The following is a 17,403-nucleotide window of genomic DNA, read 5'->3' as shown; positions in this document are numbered from 1 at the left end:
AGGGCGTCGTACGGGACCCGGCCACCGGCGATCTCAAGGTGGTGGCGGTAACCGCCGAGAACGAGTCGCAGATCCTGATCCACGACGCACACACCACCTCACCCACCACAGCCTTCGCCCTCTCACGCCTCGCCGACCCCGACACCCTCCACCACACCCCCATCGGCGTCCTGCGCAGCACCACCCGCCCCGTCTACGACACCCTCATGGCCGACCAACTCGACACCGCCACCGAACAGAACGGCAAAGGCGACCTGACCGCACTCCTGGCCGGCAACGACACCTGGACGGTGGAGGCATCCCGATGACCTACGTGATCGCCCAGCCCTGCGTGGACCTCAAGGACAAGGCATGCGTCGACGAGTGTCCTGTCGACTGCATCTACGAGGGCCCGCGCAAGATGTACATCAACCCGGACGAATGTGTCGACTGCGGCGCCTGTGAACCCGTCTGTCCGGTCGAGGCGATCTACTACGAGGACGCCGTGCCGTCCGAGTGGGCCGGTTACCTCACTGCCGATCAGGAGATATTCGCCTCCCTCCCGTCCCCCGGCGGCGCGGGCGGCGCCGGGCCGCTGCCCGCCGATCACCCCGTCGTCGCGCAGGAACCGGTGAAGGAGCCCGTGAAGGAACCGAGCTGACGCGACCGGGATTCCCGTCCGTTCGGGAGCGCTCCTCAGCCGGTCTTCAGCAGTGCTTCCCCGGTGCTTCAGCGGGGTGGGGCAGAGTGGTGGTACCAGCGCGCCGAGCCCCACCTCGCGCCTCGCCCTCTTCCCCTTCGCACGCGTCCGTGCCCGCAGAGCCGCCAGACACTGCACAGAGGACTCCCATGGACACCGTTCCCACGCATGCCGCTTCCTACCTCGGACCGCATCACCTGGTGCGCAGGCCGGGCAGCCCCGAGGCGTTCCTGCTCGACTCGTCCGCGCCCGTGCGGCAGCACTTCGCCTTCTCCACCGAACTCTCCGACGGTCAGCGGTTGCTCGGCGATCCGGCGGCGCCCTTCCACGATCTGCTGTTCCCGGTCGAATCACTGCGCCAGGCCGCGATGTTCGCGGCGCGCCGCTACTTCCGGGTCCCGGAGACCAGGCACACCGTCCTCGCCTCGGGCGGCACGGAGATCACCGCCGTGGACCCGTGGCGGCGTACGACGGACCATGGCCGGCTCACTCTGGAGCTCGCCCTGACGCCGGTCGACGTGGTCAACGGCGTCCCGCGGGGAATGGAGTGCGACGCCGTCGTGTCCATCGACGGCGAGCGCTGCGGCACGGCCGGGGCGCGGCTCGTCTTCCTCGCGCCCGGGGTCTACCGGGGCCACCGTGACCTGGGCCGCCGGCAGAGCGAGGAGTCCCTCGCCGCCGGGCACGGGGACATTCCGTCGCCCGGCGTGTCCGCGCCCGAGCGGGTGGGGCACCGGGACCCGCGGAACGTACTGGTCGGGCTGCCCGTGGAGGAGGACGGCGAAGGGCTGGCGTTCCCCGTCGACGGCGTGGCGGCCGGTGACCTGCTGCCCGGGACCGCCGGTGAGGTGCCCGCCGTCCTGTTCCTGGAGGCTTCGCGGCAGGTGGCCCTGTTCGCCGCCGCCGAACTTCACGGCTTCGTACCGTTCCACGCGCTGCTGACCCGCTGGCAGGCGTCGTTCAAGGGGTTCGCCGAGCCCGGCCTTCCGCTGCACTGCACCGTGCGCGGGGACCGGGCACCGGCCGGCCGGCCGGACCGGGACACGGCGGGGCGCCCGGTGGCCGATCTGCGCCTGTCCTTCCTCCAGGGCGACCGGGTCGTGGCCCGGGTGTCCGCCTCCGTGGTGCAGGACTGCTAGGCCCGCCATGCGATTCCGAGTGCTGGGGCCCGTACGCATGTCACCCCGTACGCCGTCCGCCGCCAAGCCGCGCGCGGTGCTCGCCACGCTGCTGATGAACATCAACGCCGTGGTGTCGACGCACACCCTGATCGACGAGCTGTGGAGCACCGGGCCGCCGCGGACGGCGGCCACCACGCTTCAGGTGTACGTGTCGCAGTTGCGCAAAGCGCTGCTGGAGGGCGGCGGGGCGCAGGACGGCCGGCAGCCGCTGCTGACCAGGCCGCCCGGCTACCTCATCGAGGTCGCCGACGACGACCTCGACCTGGCGGTCTTCGAGTCGTTGCGCACCGAAGGGCGGGCGGCCTACGCGCGGCGGGATTACGGCGATGCCTCGCACCTGCTGGGCCGCGCCCTCGGGCTGTGGACGGGACCCGCCCTGTCGGGCATTCCGCACGGGCCCTCGCTGGAGACGTCCGCCATAAGGCTGGGCGAGCTGCGGGCGGAAGTGCTGGAACAGCGCATCTCCGCGGATCTGCGGCTGGGCCGCCACCAGGAGCTGGTCGGTGAACTCATGGCGCTGGCCCACGAACATCCGCTGCGCGAGACCCTGCACTGTCACCTGATGGTCGCGCTGTACCGGGTCGGGCGGCAGTCGGACGCGCTGCGGGTGTACCAGCAGGCGCGGCGGTCCCTCGTCGAAGAGCTGGGCGTCGAACCGGGGCCCGTGCTCAGCCGGCTGCTGGAGCGGGTCCTGGCCTCGGACCCTTCGCTCGCCTGGCGCGGAGATCCGGCCGCCGGCGTCGGCGGTTCGCGGACCGGCACCGGCGGCCGGGGCGGCCAGCACGCCGACGCGGTGGACTGGCTGCCGCCCGCCCTCGCCGACTTCGCCGGGCGCACGGACCGGCTCGCCGTCGGCACGCACTTCTTCTCGGGCCAGGCGTCGGGGCTGAGCCGCGTCCTCGCCCTGACGGGCAGGGCGGGTTCCGGCAAGACGACACTCGCCGTCCAGCTGGCCCACGAGGCGACCGGCCTGTTTCCCGACGGGCGGATCCTGGTGACCCTGCGGGACGCCGGCGGGCGGGCCATGGAACCCGGCGGGGTGATGGCGGCGCTGCTGCGCCGGCTGCACGGGCCGGCCGCACCCGGGGCGGCGGGCCGGCCACCGGCGTCGGAGGCCGAACTGGCGGACCTGCTGCACGGGCGCACCGAGGGCCGCAAGCTGCTGCTCCTGCTGGACGACGCGGTGTCGGAGGCACAGGTGAGGCCGGTGCTCAGCGCGGCACCGGACGCCACCGTGATCGTGACCAGCCGCCGGGCGCTGGGCGCGCTCGACGGCGTACAGCATCTCGTACTGGAGGTGCTGAGCCGGCAGGACGCCGAGCAGCTGCTGGTGTCCTGCGGCGGGCCCCGGATGAGCGAGGACCCGGACGCCGTCTCCGAGATCGCCCTGCTCTGCGGCAACCTGCCGCTGGCGCTCCGGGTGGCCGCCGCGGGTCTCGCCGCCCGGCCGCACTGGACGGCCGCGGGCCTCGCCCGGCGGCTGCGTGACGAGCGGACCCGGCTCGCGGCTCTGCGGCTCGGCGATCTCGACGTACGCAGCAGCCTGCTGACGGCGTACCAGGACGTGGGCGAGGAGGAACGCCACACCTTCCGGGCCCTGGGCCTGGCGCCGCTGCCCGACTTCGCGCTGTGGAGCGCCGCGGCGCTGCTCGGCACGGACCTGCCGACGGCGGAGCGCCGCACCGAGGAGCTGGTACGCGCCCATCTGCTGGAGGGCCGGCGGCGGCCGGGGCGTCTCGCACCGGTGCGGTACGGCTTCCACTCGCTGCTGCGGGCACTGGCCCTGGAGGTGCAGGCCGCCGAGGACGTGACGCACGGGGCGCGGGCCGCGGCCACCGAGCGGCTCTGCCGTGCCTTCCTCTCCCTCGCCCGGCACGCGGACGCCCAGCTGGCGCCGGGCCGTGACCTGTTGGTCTTCGAGACGGAGCCGCTCGCCGGTGTGTCCCCCGAGGCGCTGGTGGGCACGGCGCCACTGCTGTGGTTCCAGGAGGAGGCGACGGGGCTGCTCGAAGCGGTGCGGCAGGCGCATGCCGCCGGGCTGTGGCAGCTGTGCTGCGCGCTGGCTTCCGCGTCGGCCGGCTACTACGAGGCGAACGCCCTGTGGGACGACTGGGAATCCGGCCACGAGCTCGCGCTCGACGCGGCGCGCCGGGCCGGGGACGCACACGCGGAAGCGGTCGTTCTGCGTTCGCTCGGCGACCTGGCGTGGCAGCGCCACCAGAGCTCCCTGGCCATCGACAGGTACCGGCTCGCCCGGCATCTGTTCACCGGCCGCGGCGATCGCCTCGCGGCGGACCGCTGCCTGTCCGGCGAGGCCGACGTACTGCTGGGCCTGGGGCGGGCGGCGCACGCCGGACAGGGTTACGCCGGCGCCCTGCCGGCGGGCCGGGCCGACGACGACGCCCGGGGCGCGGCTCAGGCACTGCGCGGCCTCGCCCTGGTGGCCCTGCGCGAAGGGCGGCCCGAGGAGGCCCTGGGTCTGCTGGGTGAGTGCGAGACCGCGGCCGGTGACGCCGGTGACGAGCGCTGGCGCGAGTACGCCCGGCGGACGGCCGCCTCGGTACGGGCCGCCGTCGACGCGGGCGGGGACGCGGAGCAGCTCGCCCGGATGCCCCTCGAAGTCCGTCCGGGGGTCTGGCTGTTCGTCCCTCCGCCGGCGGTCCGCCACGCGGCCTGACGAGCGTCCCGGCCCCGCCCCCGGGCCCCCGGCGGCCCGGGGGCCCGGGGGCGGTTACGCCGGGCGGGGCTCCGGGACGGCGGCGGCCCGCGGGGGCGTGGCGGCGCGGACGACCGGCTGCCGGCTGCGGAGCATCCGGCGCCAGTGTTCGGCGCTGTGGTCGGCGGGCTCCGTGGTGGCCATGAAGTCGCGCAGTACGGACTGGAACCGCTGCGGATCCGTACGGAACGGGAAGTGGCCGGCGTCCTCGAAGATCTCCAGCCGGCTGCCGGGCATCGACACGTGCCCGAGGCCGGCGTGCAGCGCCGGTACCACCTGGTCCCTGCCGCCCCACACCAGCATGGTCGGCATCCCCTGCGCGAGGTAGCAGCGGTCGAGCATCGTGCCCACCTGCCCCCGCCAGTCGACCACCGCGCGCAGCGTCCGGATGAAGGCGCTGCGGGAGGTTCCGTCGGGCAGCGCGTCCACCACCCGCAGCAGGTCGGGCGCGTCCACACCGAGACCGGTGTCGAGGAACTGCAGGGCGCGCACCGCCATGCCCAGCTGCCACCGCATGGTGGGCAGCCGCAGGGCCATGAGCAGCAGTTCCGCGCCCGGCAGCGAAGCGGCGCGCAGGACCGGGGTCACCTGGCGGCTGATGCCGCCGGTGCCGACCAGTACGAGCCGTTCGCAGCGCTCGGGGAACTGGTAGGCGAACTGCATCGCCACCGCGCCGCCGAACGAGTGCCCCACCAGGGTGACCTTCTCGACGCCGAGCACGCCGAGCAGGTCGCGCATGCCGTTGGCGTACGCGGGGAGGGAGTAGTCGGCGCGGGGCTTGTCGGACGCGCCGTGACCGAGCAGGTCCGGGGCGATGACCCGGTAGTCGCCGGCGAGGCCCGGCATGATGTCGCGCCAGGTGTCGGAGGAGTCCCCGATGCCGTGGATCAGCAGGATCGCTCTGCCCTTGCCGGCCATCCGGAAGGCGCGCCGGTAGCCGTGGACGGTGCGGTGGCGGAGCTTGATCCCGGCACCGGCGCCCTGCCGGTCGGGGGCGGCGCCGTTGAGCGAGGTCACGGCGGTCAGGCCCCCTTGTGCGCGTGGCGGCGTTCGCCCGGCTTCCCGGCCAGGGGCCGAAACGGCTGGACGGGCCGGTGGTGGACGGAGGTCAGGTCGCTCTCGGTGACACCCAGCGAGGCGAGGCTCTGCCAGGCGCGTACGGGGGTGACCGAGGTCCTGAATGCGGGTTTGGCGCTCATGACGGCCTCTCACTGAGTGAGGTACGGGGCTTCGGCAGGAACCGGTTGCGGCGTGCGAACCGCAGCCGCAGCAAGGAGGAGAACAACCAGCGCCGCATCGCGCCCAGATGCGCGGGGGAGCCGTGCACGTCGTCGAAGGTCTTGAAGCGCACGTCGGCGAGGGAGCGGTGCAGCAGGGCCTGGTCCCGGGCCGGGATGATCTCGTCGCGGCTGCTGGCGACGTACCGGACGGGGATCCGTACGCCGTTCAGGCGCTCGGGGGTGAGGGCGAACTCCGCCAGTACGGACCGCAGTTCGCCTTCACCGGCGGAGCCGGTCAGCCGGCGCAGCGTCTCGACGGTGATGCCCGGCACGCGCGGCCACCAGGCTTCGTCGGTGAAGAAGTCGGCCACCGGGGCGCCCACCGTGAGGACGCTGCGGATGCGCGGGTCCTCGGCGGCGGCCCGCAGGGCGAGGTGGCCGCTGAAGCTGAGCGCCAGCATGGAGGTGTCGGTGACCCGGGCCCGGCCCTCCAGCCGGTCCATCAGGAAGGACAGCGTGCGCCAGGACTCGGGACCGTAGGTGAACGTGTTCTCGCCGACGCCGGGCAGCTCGGCGACGACGGCCGCGAAACCCAGCTTGCGGAGCACGGGCAGCAGCGGCGCCCACTGTTCCTTGACGCTGACGATGCCGCCCATGACGACCAGCAGCGGCCGCCCCCTGTCCAGCCCGGAGGCCCAGCAGACGACCGTCCCCTCGGGGTGGCCGAACTCCAGCCGCTCGATGCCGCCCTGCCGGAGCCGCCACTGGTCGAAGGCGTCGACGCAGAGCCGCTGCGCCAGGGCGCGGTCCTCGTCGGCGGGGTGGGGGAACCGTGCGAGCGCGTAGTGGCGGCAGGCGTCCAGGAGGTCGCCGCGGGTCGCGGCGGCGCGGCCGGCGGCCGTCCACACGGCGGCCCAGGAGCGGGCGTCGCCGGGCGTGTCGTTGCCGATGCGCGCGAGGATTTCGGCGGTGTGTCCGGGGGACATGCCCTGGCCACCGGCGTGCAGCCGGGCGAATTGCTTGAGCTCTTCCAAGTGGTCCATGGGGTCCATGCCTCACCGTCCGGTCAGTGGATGGCGCCGTCGGGCCGGCGCAGACCGAAGCCGCATGCCCGGTCGACGGCGATGTGCGCGGTCCAGCCGAGCCCGGCGAGCAGCAGCGGCCGGGAGGCCGTCAGCACGCCGGCGGCCAGCAGGGCCGCCGCCAGGCGCGGGTCGTGCAGGGTGTTGTACGGGCCGACCGTGCCGGGCGGCAGCCGGCCGGGGCCCGTGGCCGGCGGGTCCGCCCTGCGGAGGAACACCAGGTCCGGAGCGACGAGCGCGGCCCAGAAGGGCAGGCCCACGGCGCCGCCGAGGGCGAATCCGGAGCCGAGTGCGGCGACGCCCACGGCCGCGCTGAGCGCGCGCCCCGCCGGGGTCCGCCACGTCCAGCGGTCGGCCGGTTCACCGGGCGGCACGGGCCGGGGGGAGGGCGCCTGCGGTGCGGATGTCCGGAGAACGGCGGACATGAGGTCACCTGCGGACATGGGGTCTCCTCTCGCTGTGCGGCTGCGCGTGTGAGGTCGCGGGGTGTGCGTGCGGTCGCGGGATGTGCGGTCGCGGGGCGTGCGGCCAGTCTTCCGGCGGCCCCTTGAGCCCCGCTTGTACGGGCCGGGAGGCGGGACCCGGCCGTCACCACCACTCACCACCACTCGCCGGCCGCGGAAACCTGCGGTTCGTCCTCGCCGAGCACCTCCGCGAGCGCGTCGACGATGCCCGGGTCGAGCGCCGTCCCGGCCATGGTGTCGTCCGTACCGCCGAAGCCCGCGTCTCCCAAGGCCACGCTGACCGTGTACCGGTCGTCGACGGAGTAGGTCTGGAAGGTCCATTCGCGTCCCGTGCCGGTGATCCCGTTCGGGCCGAGGACCTCCACGGACTCGCCGTCGGGCCGGAAGCCGAAGTCGGTGAAACGGAACTGCATGCCGAGCCCGATCGCCTTGCTGTACGCCTCCTTCAGCGTCCACAGCCGGACGAGCGCGGGATTGCGTTCTTCCGCCGGCATGCCCTCGATCTGCTCCACCTCCAGCGGGGTGCACAGGTGGCGGCCGAGCCCGGGACCGTACAGCGCCCGGTCGCTGCGTTCCGCGTCGACACCGATCACCCCGCCGGTGGCGAGTCCGACGAGGAGCAGGTCGTCGGTGTGGCTGAGGCTGATGTGCACACCGTCGTACCCGCGCAGGTAGGGCCGGCCGGTGGGCATGTAGCCCAGTTCCACGGACTGCGGCGGGACGTGCAGCGCGGCGGCCGCGGCGAACTTGAGCAGCACCCGCGAGGAGGCGAACCGGGTCCGTACGTCCGGGTGCGTCAGCTCCAGGAAGCGGGCCCAGTCGCGGCCCAGGAGCGTACGCAGCCGCGGGCCTCCGGCGCGTTCGGGGCGCCAGTCGTCCAGCCGGGCGTAGAGCACCGCGCTCGCGTGCCGTTCCAGGTCAGCCCGTACGCTGCCCCAGTCCCCGCCGGGTCCCGAGATCGCGATCGGCTTTCCCAGGGTCCGGCCCGGGATCCTGTGCCCGGCAGCCGTCATCGAAAGCCTCCATGAGGTCGTGTACGTCGGTCAGCACATCCGCCGCGGCCGCGCCGTCGATCACCCGGTGGTCGAAGGTGAGGCCGAGCTTCATGACGGGGGCGCAGACGACGCTGCCGTCACGCACCACCGCCCGCTCCCTGATCCGTCCCGCGCACAGCGTGACGGCGGTGCCGCCGGCCGAGTGGAAGCCGTCGACCGCGGTGTGTCCGAGCGAGCTGACCGAGACGGTGCCGAAGACTCCGGGACGTTCGCGCGGGTCGCGCAGCGCGGCCGCGAAGGCGGCGCGGCCGAGCGCGGCCGGCAGCCGTCCGAGCATCCGTACCCCCTTGAACTCGGGGAGTCCGGCGGCCCGTTCGCCCCGGTAGCGGTCGACGCGCTCCTGGATCTCCCGCAGGCCGGCGCTCTCCAGGCCGGGCACGAGCGCGGACAGCACCGTGCGCTCCCCCGCCACGGTCCGGTCGAGCGCCAGCTTCGCGGTGACGCCCTGGAACCGGACGATCCGCGGCGGGCGCAGCAGCGGGAGCCGCCCGGACGCCATCACGGCGTTCGCGTGCGGATGCCGGTCGAGGACGCGGCCGGCCGAGTGCAGCAGGTAGCTGACGACGGAGTAGCGCTCACCGCGGTCGCGGGCGGCGGCCCGGTGCTCCTGGATCCGCGTCATGTCGACCTCGGTGTCCAGGTGCACCGGGCGCTGGCCCGCCGCCCACTCCAGGAAGTACAGCGTGTGCCGGCGGCGCCGCTCGGTGACGGTGACGGCGCGGGTCCCGGCGGCCCCGGCCGCTCCGGCGGCGGTCACGGGGACACCGCCAGGTCGTAGATCTCCTTCAGGCTGCGGGCTTCGAGCACCTTGCCGACGGGGACCCTGCGGGCGGTGGCGAGCTCCAGTGCCGTGACCAGCTTGAGGAGGTGGAGGGAGTCCCAGTCGGGGAGTTCGTCGAAGTCCGCCGTCACCTGTCCGGGCTCCAGCGGCATGCCGATGTCGTCGCGGACGATACGGGTGAAGTCGTCGAGGGTGAAGCCGTCCGGGCTGCTGGTGCTCATATCTTCTCCAGGGCGAAACCGGCTTTGATCCACTTGCTGGACTCCACCGCGACGGCGAGTGCCTTCTCCCCGCCGGACATCCGCTGGAGCAGCTTCTCGATCTGCAGGAAGGGCAGGGCGTTTCCGTTGTTGCCGGTGTCCGCGACGCAGGACACCTCGTGGGCGGTCGGCAGGCCGAGTTCCTCGGTGATCCGCCGCGTCATCCTGCCGGACAGCTGGGGCGGCAGGATGTAGTCCAACTGGTCGGCGTCCCAGTCGAGTTCGCCGAGCATCTCCCACAGGATCTCGACGGCCATCACCGGTACGCCCTCCTCGATGGCCTTGTAGTCCTCCGTCAGCGCCTGCCGGTCGTCGTACCGGTCGGCGAGGCCGAACCACTCGATGACCTGGCCGGGTGCCCGGCCGAGTCCGGTGAAGCGGTTGAGGATGTGCCGTACGGCGACCCGCTGGCCGACCGGTTCGGCGGTGAGCACGGCGGCCCCCGCGCCGTCGCCGAAGAGCACGAAGTTCACCAGGTCGCTGGGGGCGGCGCCGGACAGGTCGCGCTGGAGGTCCAGGTGCTTGCTGCAGACGTCGCCGCCGATGACCAGGCCGGTCCGGTACTGGCCGGAGGTGATCAGGGCCTGGGCGACACCGAGGGCCTGCACCGCGCCGGCGCAGCCGGACTGGAGCTGGAAGGTGGGCACCTGGTCGAGGCCGAGCTGGTCGGCGACGTGGTTGACGGTGGCGGGCATCAGGGTGTCGGGGGTCGCCGTGCCGAGCACGACGAACTCGATGTCGGACCGGTCGACGCCCGGTGCGTCGAGGGCGCGTCCGGCGGCCTGCGCGCACAGGTCGGCCAGCGACCAGCGGACCGTGCCGGTGGCCAGGTCGCGGGCGAAGTGCCGGGTCCTGGTGCCGATGAAGACCTCGATCCACTCCTCGTTGACGCCCAGCACCTTGGCGAGGGTGGCGTTGTCGACCGGGTCGCCGGGCAGGGCGGTGCCCACGGACGCGAGGTACGTGGTCGGGGCGGTGGAGGCATCCGACTGCTGGGTCATGCCGTCCTCTCTTCGTGGCCGGGTGCGGCGGTGGCGCCGATTTCGTGCAGGTAGCTGATGAGGTCTCCGATCGAGGAGAGCCGGGGCAGCAGGTCCTGGACCGTCAGTGAGGCGAGGCCGGTGAGCCGTTCCTCCAGCCGGTTCTTGAGTTCCATGATCATTACGGAGTCGAAGCCGAGGTCCTCGTACAGGCGCGAGTGCGGGGCGAGTTCGGCCCCGGAGTAGCCCCCGACCTGCCCGACGGCCTCCAGGGTGGCGCGTGCGACCGGTCCGTCGGTCCTGCCGCGGCCCAGGCCGAGCACCGCGACGGCGGCCGACGGCAGACCCGGCTCCGCCGCCTGCTCCCAGCCCTGTTCCCGTCCCTGTTCCCGTCCCTGCTCCCGTCCCTGCTCCCGGCCCGCGGACCGCTGCTGGGGCACCACCGCCGGGCCGGCGGTCTCCGCCGTCGCACCGCCGCGTACGGGATCGCGGGTCCAGTAGCGGTGCTCGTCGGAGAAGGCGTACGGCGCGAGCTGCTGCGGGACACGTTCCTCCGGGGCGTACACGGCGTCCCACCGCGGGTCGGTGCCGCCGCGGTACAGCTCGGCGAGCGCCGCGGCCAGGTCCCGGCCGCCGGACTCGGTGCCCCGTACCGGAAGGACGTGGGCCGGGGCGGCCGTGGACGTCCTGCCGAGCAGGCGGACCATCCCGGAGAGCACCGGCTGCGGGCCGGCCTCCACCAGATGGGTCGCGCCGTCCTCCAGCAGCCGCGCGGCGGCGTCGGCGAACAGCACGGGGGCGCCGACGTGTTCCACCCAGTACGCCGCGTCCATCGCCTCGCCGTCCAGGACCCGGCCGCGCACCGTCGAGTACACGGGCACCTCGGGGACGCCGCCGCCCACCTCCGTGGCGATCAACGCGAAGCGTTCGAGCATCGGCCGCATCAGGGGCGAGTGGAAGGCGTGCGACACCTGGAGCCGCCGGGTACGGACGTCCTCGGCCTGGAGGCCGCTCTCGATGCGCGCCAGCGCGGCGAGGTCGCCGGACAGGACCGTCGCCTGCGGTCCGTTCACCGCGGCGACGCCCACCAGCGGCTCCGCCGCCACCCGCTCCCGCAGGCTGTCGGCCGAGGCCCGCACGGACATCATGCCGCCGCCCTCGGGGAGTTCCTGCATCAGCTCTCCCCTGGCGGCGATCAGCCGGGCCGCCCCCTCCAGCGGGAGCGCGCCCGCCAGGCAGGCCGCCGCGTACTCGCCGACGCTGTGCCCGAGCAGCAGGGCGGGGTGTACGCCGAGCTCCGCGAGGGTGCGGCCGAGCGCGTACCCGACCGCGAACAGGGCGGGCTGGGTCCACCGGGTGCGGTGCACCGCCTCGTCGCCGCCCAGGATCAGATCGCGTACGGACCGCCCGGTGTGCGGAAGCAGCGCCGCGTCGGCCTCGTCGAGGAAGGCGCGGTAGAGCGCCGAGTCCCGGTAGAGCCCGGCCGTCATCGCGGGGTACTGCGAGCCCTGGCCGGTGAACAGGAAGGCGGTGCGCGGCCGGCCGGCCGGGAGGCCGGTGAGCCGGGCCAGCAGGTCGGGGTCGGCCACGGCCTCCCGCAGCCCGGCGACGAGCTCCATGGTGTCGGAGGCGGCCACCGCGAACCGGTAGCGGTGCCCGGACTTGACGTGGTTGCTGGTCCAGCTCAGGGCACCCACCGGCACCCGGCGGGCCGCCGCGGTGTCCGCCTGGGCGAGCAGGTTGCGGCGCAGGGCATCCGCCGTGGGGGCGGTGACCGTGAAGACGGCGGAGCCGATGCCACCGGGCACGGCGGCCGGGCGCGGCCGCGGGCGGGCGGCATGCGGGGGCGCAGACTCCAGTACGGCGTGGGCGTTGGTGCCGCCCATGCCGAAGCTGCTGAGTCCGGCGACCGAGGGGGTGGCGGACAGCCGCAGCGGGGCCTTGAGCAGCCGCAGCCCGTGCTCGCGCAGCTTCAGCCCGGAGTTCTCCTTGGCCGCGAAGCGGCTGGCGGGCACGGTGCGGTGGTGCAGCGCGAGGGCGACCTTGATCAGGCCGGCGATGCCGGCCGCGCCCTCGGTGTGGCCGAGGTTGCCCTTCACCGAGCCGAGGGCCATGGGTTTGCCGTCGCGGCCGCCGTGGTGGTGGCCGAGCGCCTTGACCTCCATCATGTCGCCGAGGACCGTGCCGGTGCCGTGCGCCTCGGTGAACACGACCTCGGACGCCTCGACGCCGGCCCTGCGGTACGCGGCGCCCAGCACGTCCTGCTGGGCCCAGCGGTTGGGCGCGGTGATGCCGTTGCTGCGCCCGTCCTGGTTGACGGCGGTGCCGCGGATCACGGCGTACACCCGCTGTCCGTCGGCGACCGCGTCCGCGAGCCTGCGGAGCACCACGACGCCCACGCCCTCGCCGCGGCCGATGCCGTCGGCGTCGGCGCTGAACGGCTTGCAGCGGCCGTCGGGCGCCGACAGGCCGGCCTGGGTGTAGAAGATCGACAGGGCCGGGGTGAGGGCGACGTTGACGCCGCCCGCGATCACCGTGTCGCACTCCCCGGACAGCAGGGCGTTCGACGCCAGGTGCACGGCGACCAGCGAGGAGGAGCAGGCCGTGTCGACGGCGAGGCTGGGGCCCTTGAGGTCGAGGTGGTACGAGATCCGGTTGGCCGTCATGCAGTAGCCGTTGCCGGAGCCGGCCTGGGCGGTGACCTTCGCGTAGTCGGTCAGGTGCAGCTGCGCCCATTCGTTGCCCATGATGCCGACGAAGACGCCGGTGGGGGATCCCGCGAGCCGCTGCGGCGCGATCCCCGCGTCCTCCACGGCACGCCAGGCGCTCTGCAGCAGCAGCCGCTGCTGCGGGTCCATGGCCGCGGCCTCCCGCGGCGAGATGGTGAAGAACTCGTTGTCGAAGGCGTCCGGGTCGGTGATGAAGCCGCCCTCGGTGGTGTTGGTGCGCCCCTCCGAGCCCGCGGCGGAGTGGAACTCCCTGGCGTCCCAGCGCTGCCGGGGCACCTCCCCCACGCCGTCTCCCGAGCGCATCAGCAGGTCCCAGTAGGCGCCCGTGTCGGGCGCGCCCGGGAACCTGCAGTCGATGCCGACGATGGCGATCGGTTCCATCAGACCGCGCCGCCCTTCACGGCGGCCTCGGCGGCGAACTCCTTGATCAGGTGGTCCGCGAGTGCCTGGACGGTCGGGTAGTCCCAGGCGGCGGTGGGCTCCAGCACGAAGTCGAAGTCCTCCTCGATGTCGCCGCACAGGCTGAGGGAGGCCACCGAGTCGAGTCCGTACTCGGCCAGGGGCACGGCCGGGTCGATCTCGGCGGGCCGGCGCTTGAGGTAGAGGGCGATGCGCTCGGCCAGCCACGTGGTCAGCGACTCGGTGGTGTGTCCGGTGGTCGGAACGGGCATGGGGCACTCCTCGGCGAGGGTCGGTCGGCGGTGGTGACTGATGAGCTGCTGCCGGGTTCAGCCGGCCAGCGGCGTGTCGTACAGGTCGTAGCTGCTGCGCCGGTGGAACCTGCGCAGCACTTCCTCGTGCACCCGGGCGTCGACGGACTCCGGAAGGGCGGGCGGCTGCTGGCCGAGCCTGCGGGCCAGCCGGTGCAGGGCGGCGGCGAGCCAGGCCGGGTCGGCGAGGAACGGGTCGTCCCCGCCGGCGGCCTGGCGCCACACACCGATCACGGACGCGGCGGCGAGCAGCACCGCGTAGCGGTCCGCCAGGGCGAAGGTGGCGGGGCTGGCGAGCGCGGTGCGGTTCTCGGGCGCGAGCGTGAGGCTCGCCTCCTGGAGCTGCCGCAGCTCGTCCATCATCTTCAGCGCGAAGCCGTGCACGGCCCGCTCCTGCGGTGAACCGCTGGGCAGTTCGTCCACGGCGGCGACCAGGGAGGCGCTCAGCCCGTCCCGGCCGCTGGCCAGGGTGAGCCGGTCGAACGGGACGTCCGGCAGGTCCCCGCGCGGCTGGAACAGCGCGTCCGGCGCGGGGTCCCCGGAGAACCAGGCGCGCCGGGCGAGCCGGGACAGCTGCGGGATGATCGTGGCCTGGCAGGCCGCCGAGCCCGCGTGGCCGAGGCTGAGCACCGGCAGGTCGCGCAGGTGCTTCTGGAAGATGCCGAACTCACCCTCGCGGACGTAGAAGCGGGCTCCCAGCACGATCGACAACTCGTGCATGGCGTCGTTGAGCACCTTCGGCACCAGGTACTTGGCGGCGGCGGCGTACACGCTCGTCTCCTCGGGCAGCAGGTGCACGGCCCGGGTGGCGGCCAGCGAGAGGCTGTCGCAGATCAGCAGGTCCAGGAAGGCCCCGGACAGGGTCGCCCTGGCGTGCGGGATCTCCATCACGGACTTGCGGTACAGCTGCCGGCCGAGCGCGAACCGCACGACGGTGCGCAGGCTGGTGTCGGCGGCGCCGAGCGCCATTCCCGGCACCGCGCTGCGGGTGATCTGGAAGGCTTTCAGGGCGAGTTCGACGCCCTTGCCGGTCTCCCCGACGAGCGCGGACGCCGGGACCCGGGTGTCCGTGAAGTCGAGCCCCGTCAGGTGGCAGCCCCGGACCCCGACGGCGCCGTACCGGGGCAGCACCCGGTAGCTGTCCGCGTCGAGCCCGGCCCGTTCGGCGAGGAACACCGAGTGGCTGCGGCTGCCGGGGGCCGGGCTGGTGCGGCTGAACAGCACCCAGGCGTCGGCCCGGTCGGCGTTGTTGATGACCTGCTTGGCGCCGTTGAGCAGGTAGCCACCGTCCGGCGCCGGCCCGGCCTCGAACTCGTTGCGTACGAAGTCGTTGCCGTGCGCCAGTTCGTGGTACGCCACCGAGACCTTGCCGCCCCCGAGCATCAGCCGGGCGAGCCGCTCGCGCTGCGCCTCGGTGCCGGCGGTCCACACGTTGACACCGGCCATGAACGAGGTGACGCCGTAGCCGAGGCCGAGGCTCACGTCCCGGCGGAACACCTGGCGCATCACCCGTACCAGGGTGTCGATCCGCTCCAGCCGGCCGCCGTGGGCGCGCGGCACGAAGTCCGCGTTGAGCACCAGTTCGTCGAGGATGCGCTCACCGGGCCCGGAGATCTCCGCGGCCTCGTCGGCTTCCAGCAGACGGGTGTACGACACCTCGTTGCTCTCGTCCGTCGGGTCGCCCAGGCGTTCCTCCAGCTCGGCGATGCGTGCGCGGACGCGCGCCTCTTGGGGCGCGGTGGCGATCAGCATGTCGTCCTCTCACTCTCACCGGCCGTGGCACCGGCTGTTTCGGGGCGGGGCGCCTCGGGCTCCCCCTGCGGCAGCAGGGAGAACAGCCGGCCGGAATGCCGGGCGGCACGCAGTTCGGCGAGCATCGCCTCGGGCGTTTCGGACCCGGCCGCGCCCGGCTCGCCCAGCCGGGCGAGCAGCCGGTCGAGGACGGCCCGCAGCCACAGCCCGTCGCGCCACAGCCGTCCGGCAAGGCCGTCGGCGGCGGCGTCCGCGCTGTGGGCCCACAGGCCGAGGCAGACCGCGCCGGCGTAGCACAGGGTGTAGCGGCGGGCGGTCTCGAAGGCTTCGGGCGGTACGTCCGTGAGGACGTTCTGGTGGGCCTCCATCTCGGCGTGCACCGCGGTGGTGACGGCGAGCATGCGCTCGGCCGCGCCGGCGAGGGGGGCCAGTGCGGGGGTGTCGAGGGCCCGCCGGCGCACCTCGTCGACGGACGCGGCCAGGCCGGCCAGGACCCCGCTGCCGCGGCGTGCGACGAGCGACAGCTTCGACGGGTCGAGCGGTGGCAGCGGCGCGGTCAGGTCGCAGGCGGCGGCCGCGCCCGCGGCGTCCCCGGCGCCGCGGGCGAAACCGCGTACCAGCGAACGGAACTGGTTGATCAGGGAGTTGAGGTTGACCAGCGTGTTTCCGTCGAAGAGACCGACGATGCGGTGGTCGCGCTCGACCTTCTGGAACCTGCCGTCGGCGTACACACCCGTGAGGAAGGCGCGGGCGCCCAGCAGCCGGGTCAGGTCCGCGAGGACCGCCTCGGTGCCGGTGGGCAGCAGGTACTTGGTGACGGCGGCGGTGACGCTGAGCTCCGCGGTCTGCGTGTGGACCGCGCGGGACGCGAACAGGGCGAGTGCCTCGTGCAGCAGCACGTCGGTGGCGGCCGTGGCGAGGACGTGGCGGGCCTGCGGCAGGTCGATCAGGCGCCGCCCGTACAGCTCGCGCTGTTCGGCGAAGTCCAGGGCGAGGCGCAGCCCGTGGTCACCGGCACCGAGCGAGAGCGACGCGCACATCGTGCGGGTGAGCTGCAGCGCCTTGAGCACGGTCTCGATGCCGCCGCCCTCGGTGCCGACCAGGGCCTCGCGAGGCACCCGGGCGCCGTCGAAGGCGATGCCGGAGATGTCGGCGCCGCGGATGCCGTGCGTGCGCACCTTGGGCAGGTGACGGTAGGCGGCCTCGTCCGCTTCGCGCTTGTCGACCAGCAGGATACTGAAGCCGCGCGGTCCGCCGGCCGGGTCGGTGCGCGTGAGGAGGGAGAGCACGGAGCCCCGGGTGGCGTTGTTGATCAGCCACTTCTCGCCGCTCACCCGCCAGCCGCCGTCCGGCGCCGTCTCCTTCTCCCCCCGCACCTCGCCGGCGAGCAGGTCGCTGCCGTGGGTGCGTTCGGTGAGGCCGAGGGAGACCGGGACGCCGGCCCTGATGTCGGCGCCGAGCCGCTCGGCCTGCCCGGCGGTGCCCGCGACCCAGACGCAGACCCCGCCGAGATACGTCTTGCCGTGGCCGATGGCGGCGGTGAGGTCGCGCCGGGCCACGACGCGCAGGAGCTGGAGCAGCTGCTCGTAGTCGCTCAGCCGTCCGCCGTGCTGGACCGGAACGTAGTAGCCGGACAGTCCCCACTCCTCCAGACGGCGGCAGATGTCGGCGGGGAACTCCTCCTTCTCGTCGAGTTCGGCGCAGCGCGCGTGGGAGAAGACGGTCCGCGGGTCGTTCGGGTCCCCGAGGAACCGGTCGAGTTCTCCGGCCAGCTTGTACGGCGGATGCTCCATG

At 73.7% G+C, this 17,403-nt stretch carries 15 protein-coding genes and 1 pseudogene; 4 read left to right on the top strand and 12 right to left on the bottom strand.

All coding sequences use genetic code 11. The annotated features are described in order from the left end of the window. From ACWDZ4_RS05295 to ACWDZ4_RS05280, 4 genes and pseudogenes are all read left to right on the top strand, one after another. Positions 1-308 (top strand): annotated as a pseudogene (locus ACWDZ4_RS05295) (2-oxoacid:ferredoxin oxidoreductase subunit beta); the annotation flags it as partial. Further along, entirely contained in the window at positions 305-640 is a 336-nt protein-coding gene (gene fdxA / locus ACWDZ4_RS05290) for a ferredoxin (protein WP_451507091.1), read from the top strand. The pseudogene ACWDZ4_RS05295 and the gene fdxA, both read left to right, overlap by 4 nt. Before the next feature lie 188 nt (positions 641-828). Further along, positions 829-1,818 carry an AfsA-related hotdog domain-containing protein gene (locus tag ACWDZ4_RS05285; RefSeq protein ID WP_451507090.1) on the top strand — a complete coding sequence of 330 codons (990 nt, stop codon included), beginning with the start codon at positions 829-831 and terminating at the stop codon, positions 1,816-1,818. 7 nt (positions 1,819-1,825) lie between these two features. Then, complete coding sequence (locus ACWDZ4_RS05280; protein ID WP_451507089.1) at positions 1,826-4,537, top strand: BTAD domain-containing putative transcriptional regulator; 2,712 nt, start codon at positions 1,826-1,828, stop codon at positions 4,535-4,537. Positions 4,538-4,591: 54 nt separating this feature from the next. On the opposite strand, the gene ACWDZ4_RS05275 is transcribed toward ACWDZ4_RS05280, so the two are convergent. From ACWDZ4_RS05275 to ACWDZ4_RS05220, 12 genes are all read right to left on the bottom strand, one after another. Beyond that, complete coding sequence (locus ACWDZ4_RS05275; protein ID WP_451507107.1) at positions 4,592-5,602, bottom strand: alpha/beta fold hydrolase; 1,011 nt, start codon at positions 5,600-5,602, stop codon at positions 4,592-4,594. Next, a complete protein-coding gene (locus ACWDZ4_RS05270) occupies positions 5,599-5,775 on the bottom strand; it encodes a hypothetical protein (RefSeq protein ID WP_451507108.1) in 177 nt (58 codons plus the stop codon). The genes ACWDZ4_RS05275 and ACWDZ4_RS05270 overlap by 4 nt, the downstream gene beginning before the upstream one ends. Next, positions 5,772-6,839 (bottom strand): alpha/beta fold hydrolase, encoded by a 1,068-nt coding sequence (locus ACWDZ4_RS05265; RefSeq protein ID WP_451507088.1) that lies wholly within the window; start codon positions 6,837-6,839, stop codon positions 5,772-5,774. Before ACWDZ4_RS05265 ends, ACWDZ4_RS05270 begins: the two co-directional genes overlap by 4 nt. A 23-nt stretch (positions 6,840-6,862) precedes the next feature. Further along, entirely contained in the window at positions 6,863-7,321 is a 459-nt protein-coding gene (locus ACWDZ4_RS05260) for a DUF4260 family protein (protein ID WP_451507087.1), read from the bottom strand. A gap of 155 nt (positions 7,322-7,476) precedes the next feature. Next, positions 7,477-8,355 carry a 4'-phosphopantetheinyl transferase family protein gene (locus ACWDZ4_RS05255; RefSeq protein ID WP_451507086.1) on the bottom strand — a complete coding sequence of 293 codons (879 nt, stop codon included), beginning with the start codon at positions 8,353-8,355 and terminating at the stop codon, positions 7,477-7,479. After that, complete coding sequence (locus tag ACWDZ4_RS05250; protein ID WP_451507085.1) at positions 8,261-9,154, bottom strand: 2-oxo acid dehydrogenase subunit E2; 894 nt, start codon at positions 9,152-9,154, stop codon at positions 8,261-8,263. The genes ACWDZ4_RS05255 and ACWDZ4_RS05250 overlap by 95 nt, the downstream gene beginning before the upstream one ends. Further along, positions 9,151-9,399 carry a phosphopantetheine-binding protein gene (locus ACWDZ4_RS05245; protein WP_451507084.1) on the bottom strand — a complete coding sequence of 83 codons (249 nt, stop codon included), beginning with the start codon at positions 9,397-9,399 and terminating at the stop codon, positions 9,151-9,153. The genes ACWDZ4_RS05250 and ACWDZ4_RS05245 overlap by 4 nt, the downstream gene beginning before the upstream one ends. Beyond that, a complete protein-coding gene (locus ACWDZ4_RS05240) occupies positions 9,396-10,439 on the bottom strand; it encodes a 3-oxoacyl-ACP synthase III family protein (RefSeq protein WP_451507083.1) in 1,044 nt (347 codons plus the stop codon). The genes ACWDZ4_RS05245 and ACWDZ4_RS05240 overlap by 4 nt, the downstream gene beginning before the upstream one ends. Further along, positions 10,436-13,528, bottom strand: a complete 3,093-nt coding sequence (locus ACWDZ4_RS05235) for a type I polyketide synthase (protein ID WP_451507082.1) — start codon at positions 13,526-13,528, stop codon at positions 10,436-10,438. The genes ACWDZ4_RS05240 and ACWDZ4_RS05235 overlap by 4 nt, the downstream gene beginning before the upstream one ends. Next, positions 13,528-13,818 carry an acyl carrier protein gene (locus tag ACWDZ4_RS05230; protein ID WP_451507081.1) on the bottom strand — a complete coding sequence of 97 codons (291 nt, stop codon included), beginning with the start codon at positions 13,816-13,818 and terminating at the stop codon, positions 13,528-13,530. Before ACWDZ4_RS05230 ends, ACWDZ4_RS05235 begins: the two co-directional genes overlap by 1 nt. Positions 13,819-13,875: 57 nt before the next feature. After that, entirely contained in the window at positions 13,876-15,609 is a 1,734-nt protein-coding gene (locus ACWDZ4_RS05225) for an acyl-CoA dehydrogenase family protein (RefSeq protein WP_451507080.1), read from the bottom strand. Beyond that, on the bottom strand, positions 15,603-17,402 hold the full coding sequence (locus tag ACWDZ4_RS05220; protein ID WP_451507079.1) for an acyl-CoA dehydrogenase family protein: 1,800 nt from the start codon (positions 17,400-17,402) through the stop codon (positions 15,603-15,605). The genes ACWDZ4_RS05225 and ACWDZ4_RS05220 overlap by 7 nt, the downstream gene beginning before the upstream one ends. Position 17,403: the final 1 nt, after the last annotated feature.

The sequence above is a fragment of the Streptomyces sp. NPDC003016 genome, from assembly GCF_053591455.1.
The sequence above is the reverse complement of the archived record's forward strand: the minus strand, read 5'-3'. Positions and strand labels throughout refer to the sequence as shown.

Bases quoted from the DNA above. Each gene is read 5' to 3' on its own strand.
- fdxA (WP_451507091.1), top strand. From the start codon at position 305: ATGACCTACGTGATCGCCCAGCCCTGCGTGGACCTCAAGGACAAGGCA.
- ACWDZ4_RS05285 (WP_451507090.1), top strand. From the start codon at position 829: ATGGACACCGTTCCCACGCATGCCGCTTCCTACCTCGGACCGCATCAC.
- ACWDZ4_RS05280 (WP_451507089.1), top strand. From the start codon at position 1,826: ATGCGATTCCGAGTGCTGGGGCCCGTACGCATGTCACCCCGTACGCCG.
- ACWDZ4_RS05270 (WP_451507108.1), bottom strand. From the start codon at position 5,775: ATGAGCGCCAAACCCGCATTCAGGACCTCGGTCACCCCCGTACGCGCC.
- ACWDZ4_RS05265 (WP_451507088.1), bottom strand. From the start codon at position 6,839: ATGGACCACTTGGAAGAGCTCAAGCAATTCGCCCGGCTGCACGCCGGT.
- ACWDZ4_RS05260 (WP_451507087.1), bottom strand. From the start codon at position 7,321: ATGTCCGCAGGTGACCTCATGTCCGCCGTTCTCCGGACATCCGCACCG.
- ACWDZ4_RS05255 (WP_451507086.1), bottom strand. From the start codon at position 8,355: ATGACGGCTGCCGGGCACAGGATCCCGGGCCGGACCCTGGGAAAGCCG.
- ACWDZ4_RS05245 (WP_451507084.1), bottom strand. From the start codon at position 9,399: ATGAGCACCAGCAGCCCGGACGGCTTCACCCTCGACGACTTCACCCGT.
- ACWDZ4_RS05240 (WP_451507083.1), bottom strand. From the start codon at position 10,439: ATGACCCAGCAGTCGGATGCCTCCACCGCCCCGACCACGTACCTCGCG.
- ACWDZ4_RS05235 (WP_451507082.1), bottom strand. From the start codon at position 13,528: ATGGAACCGATCGCCATCGTCGGCATCGACTGCAGGTTCCCGGGCGCG.
- ACWDZ4_RS05230 (WP_451507081.1), bottom strand. From the start codon at position 13,818: ATGCCCGTTCCGACCACCGGACACACCACCGAGTCGCTGACCACGTGG.
- ACWDZ4_RS05225 (WP_451507080.1), bottom strand. From the start codon at position 15,609: ATGCTGATCGCCACCGCGCCCCAAGAGGCGCGCGTCCGCGCACGCATC.
- ACWDZ4_RS05220 (WP_451507079.1), bottom strand. From the start codon at position 17,402: ATGGAGCATCCGCCGTACAAGCTGGCCGGAGAACTCGACCGGTTCCTC.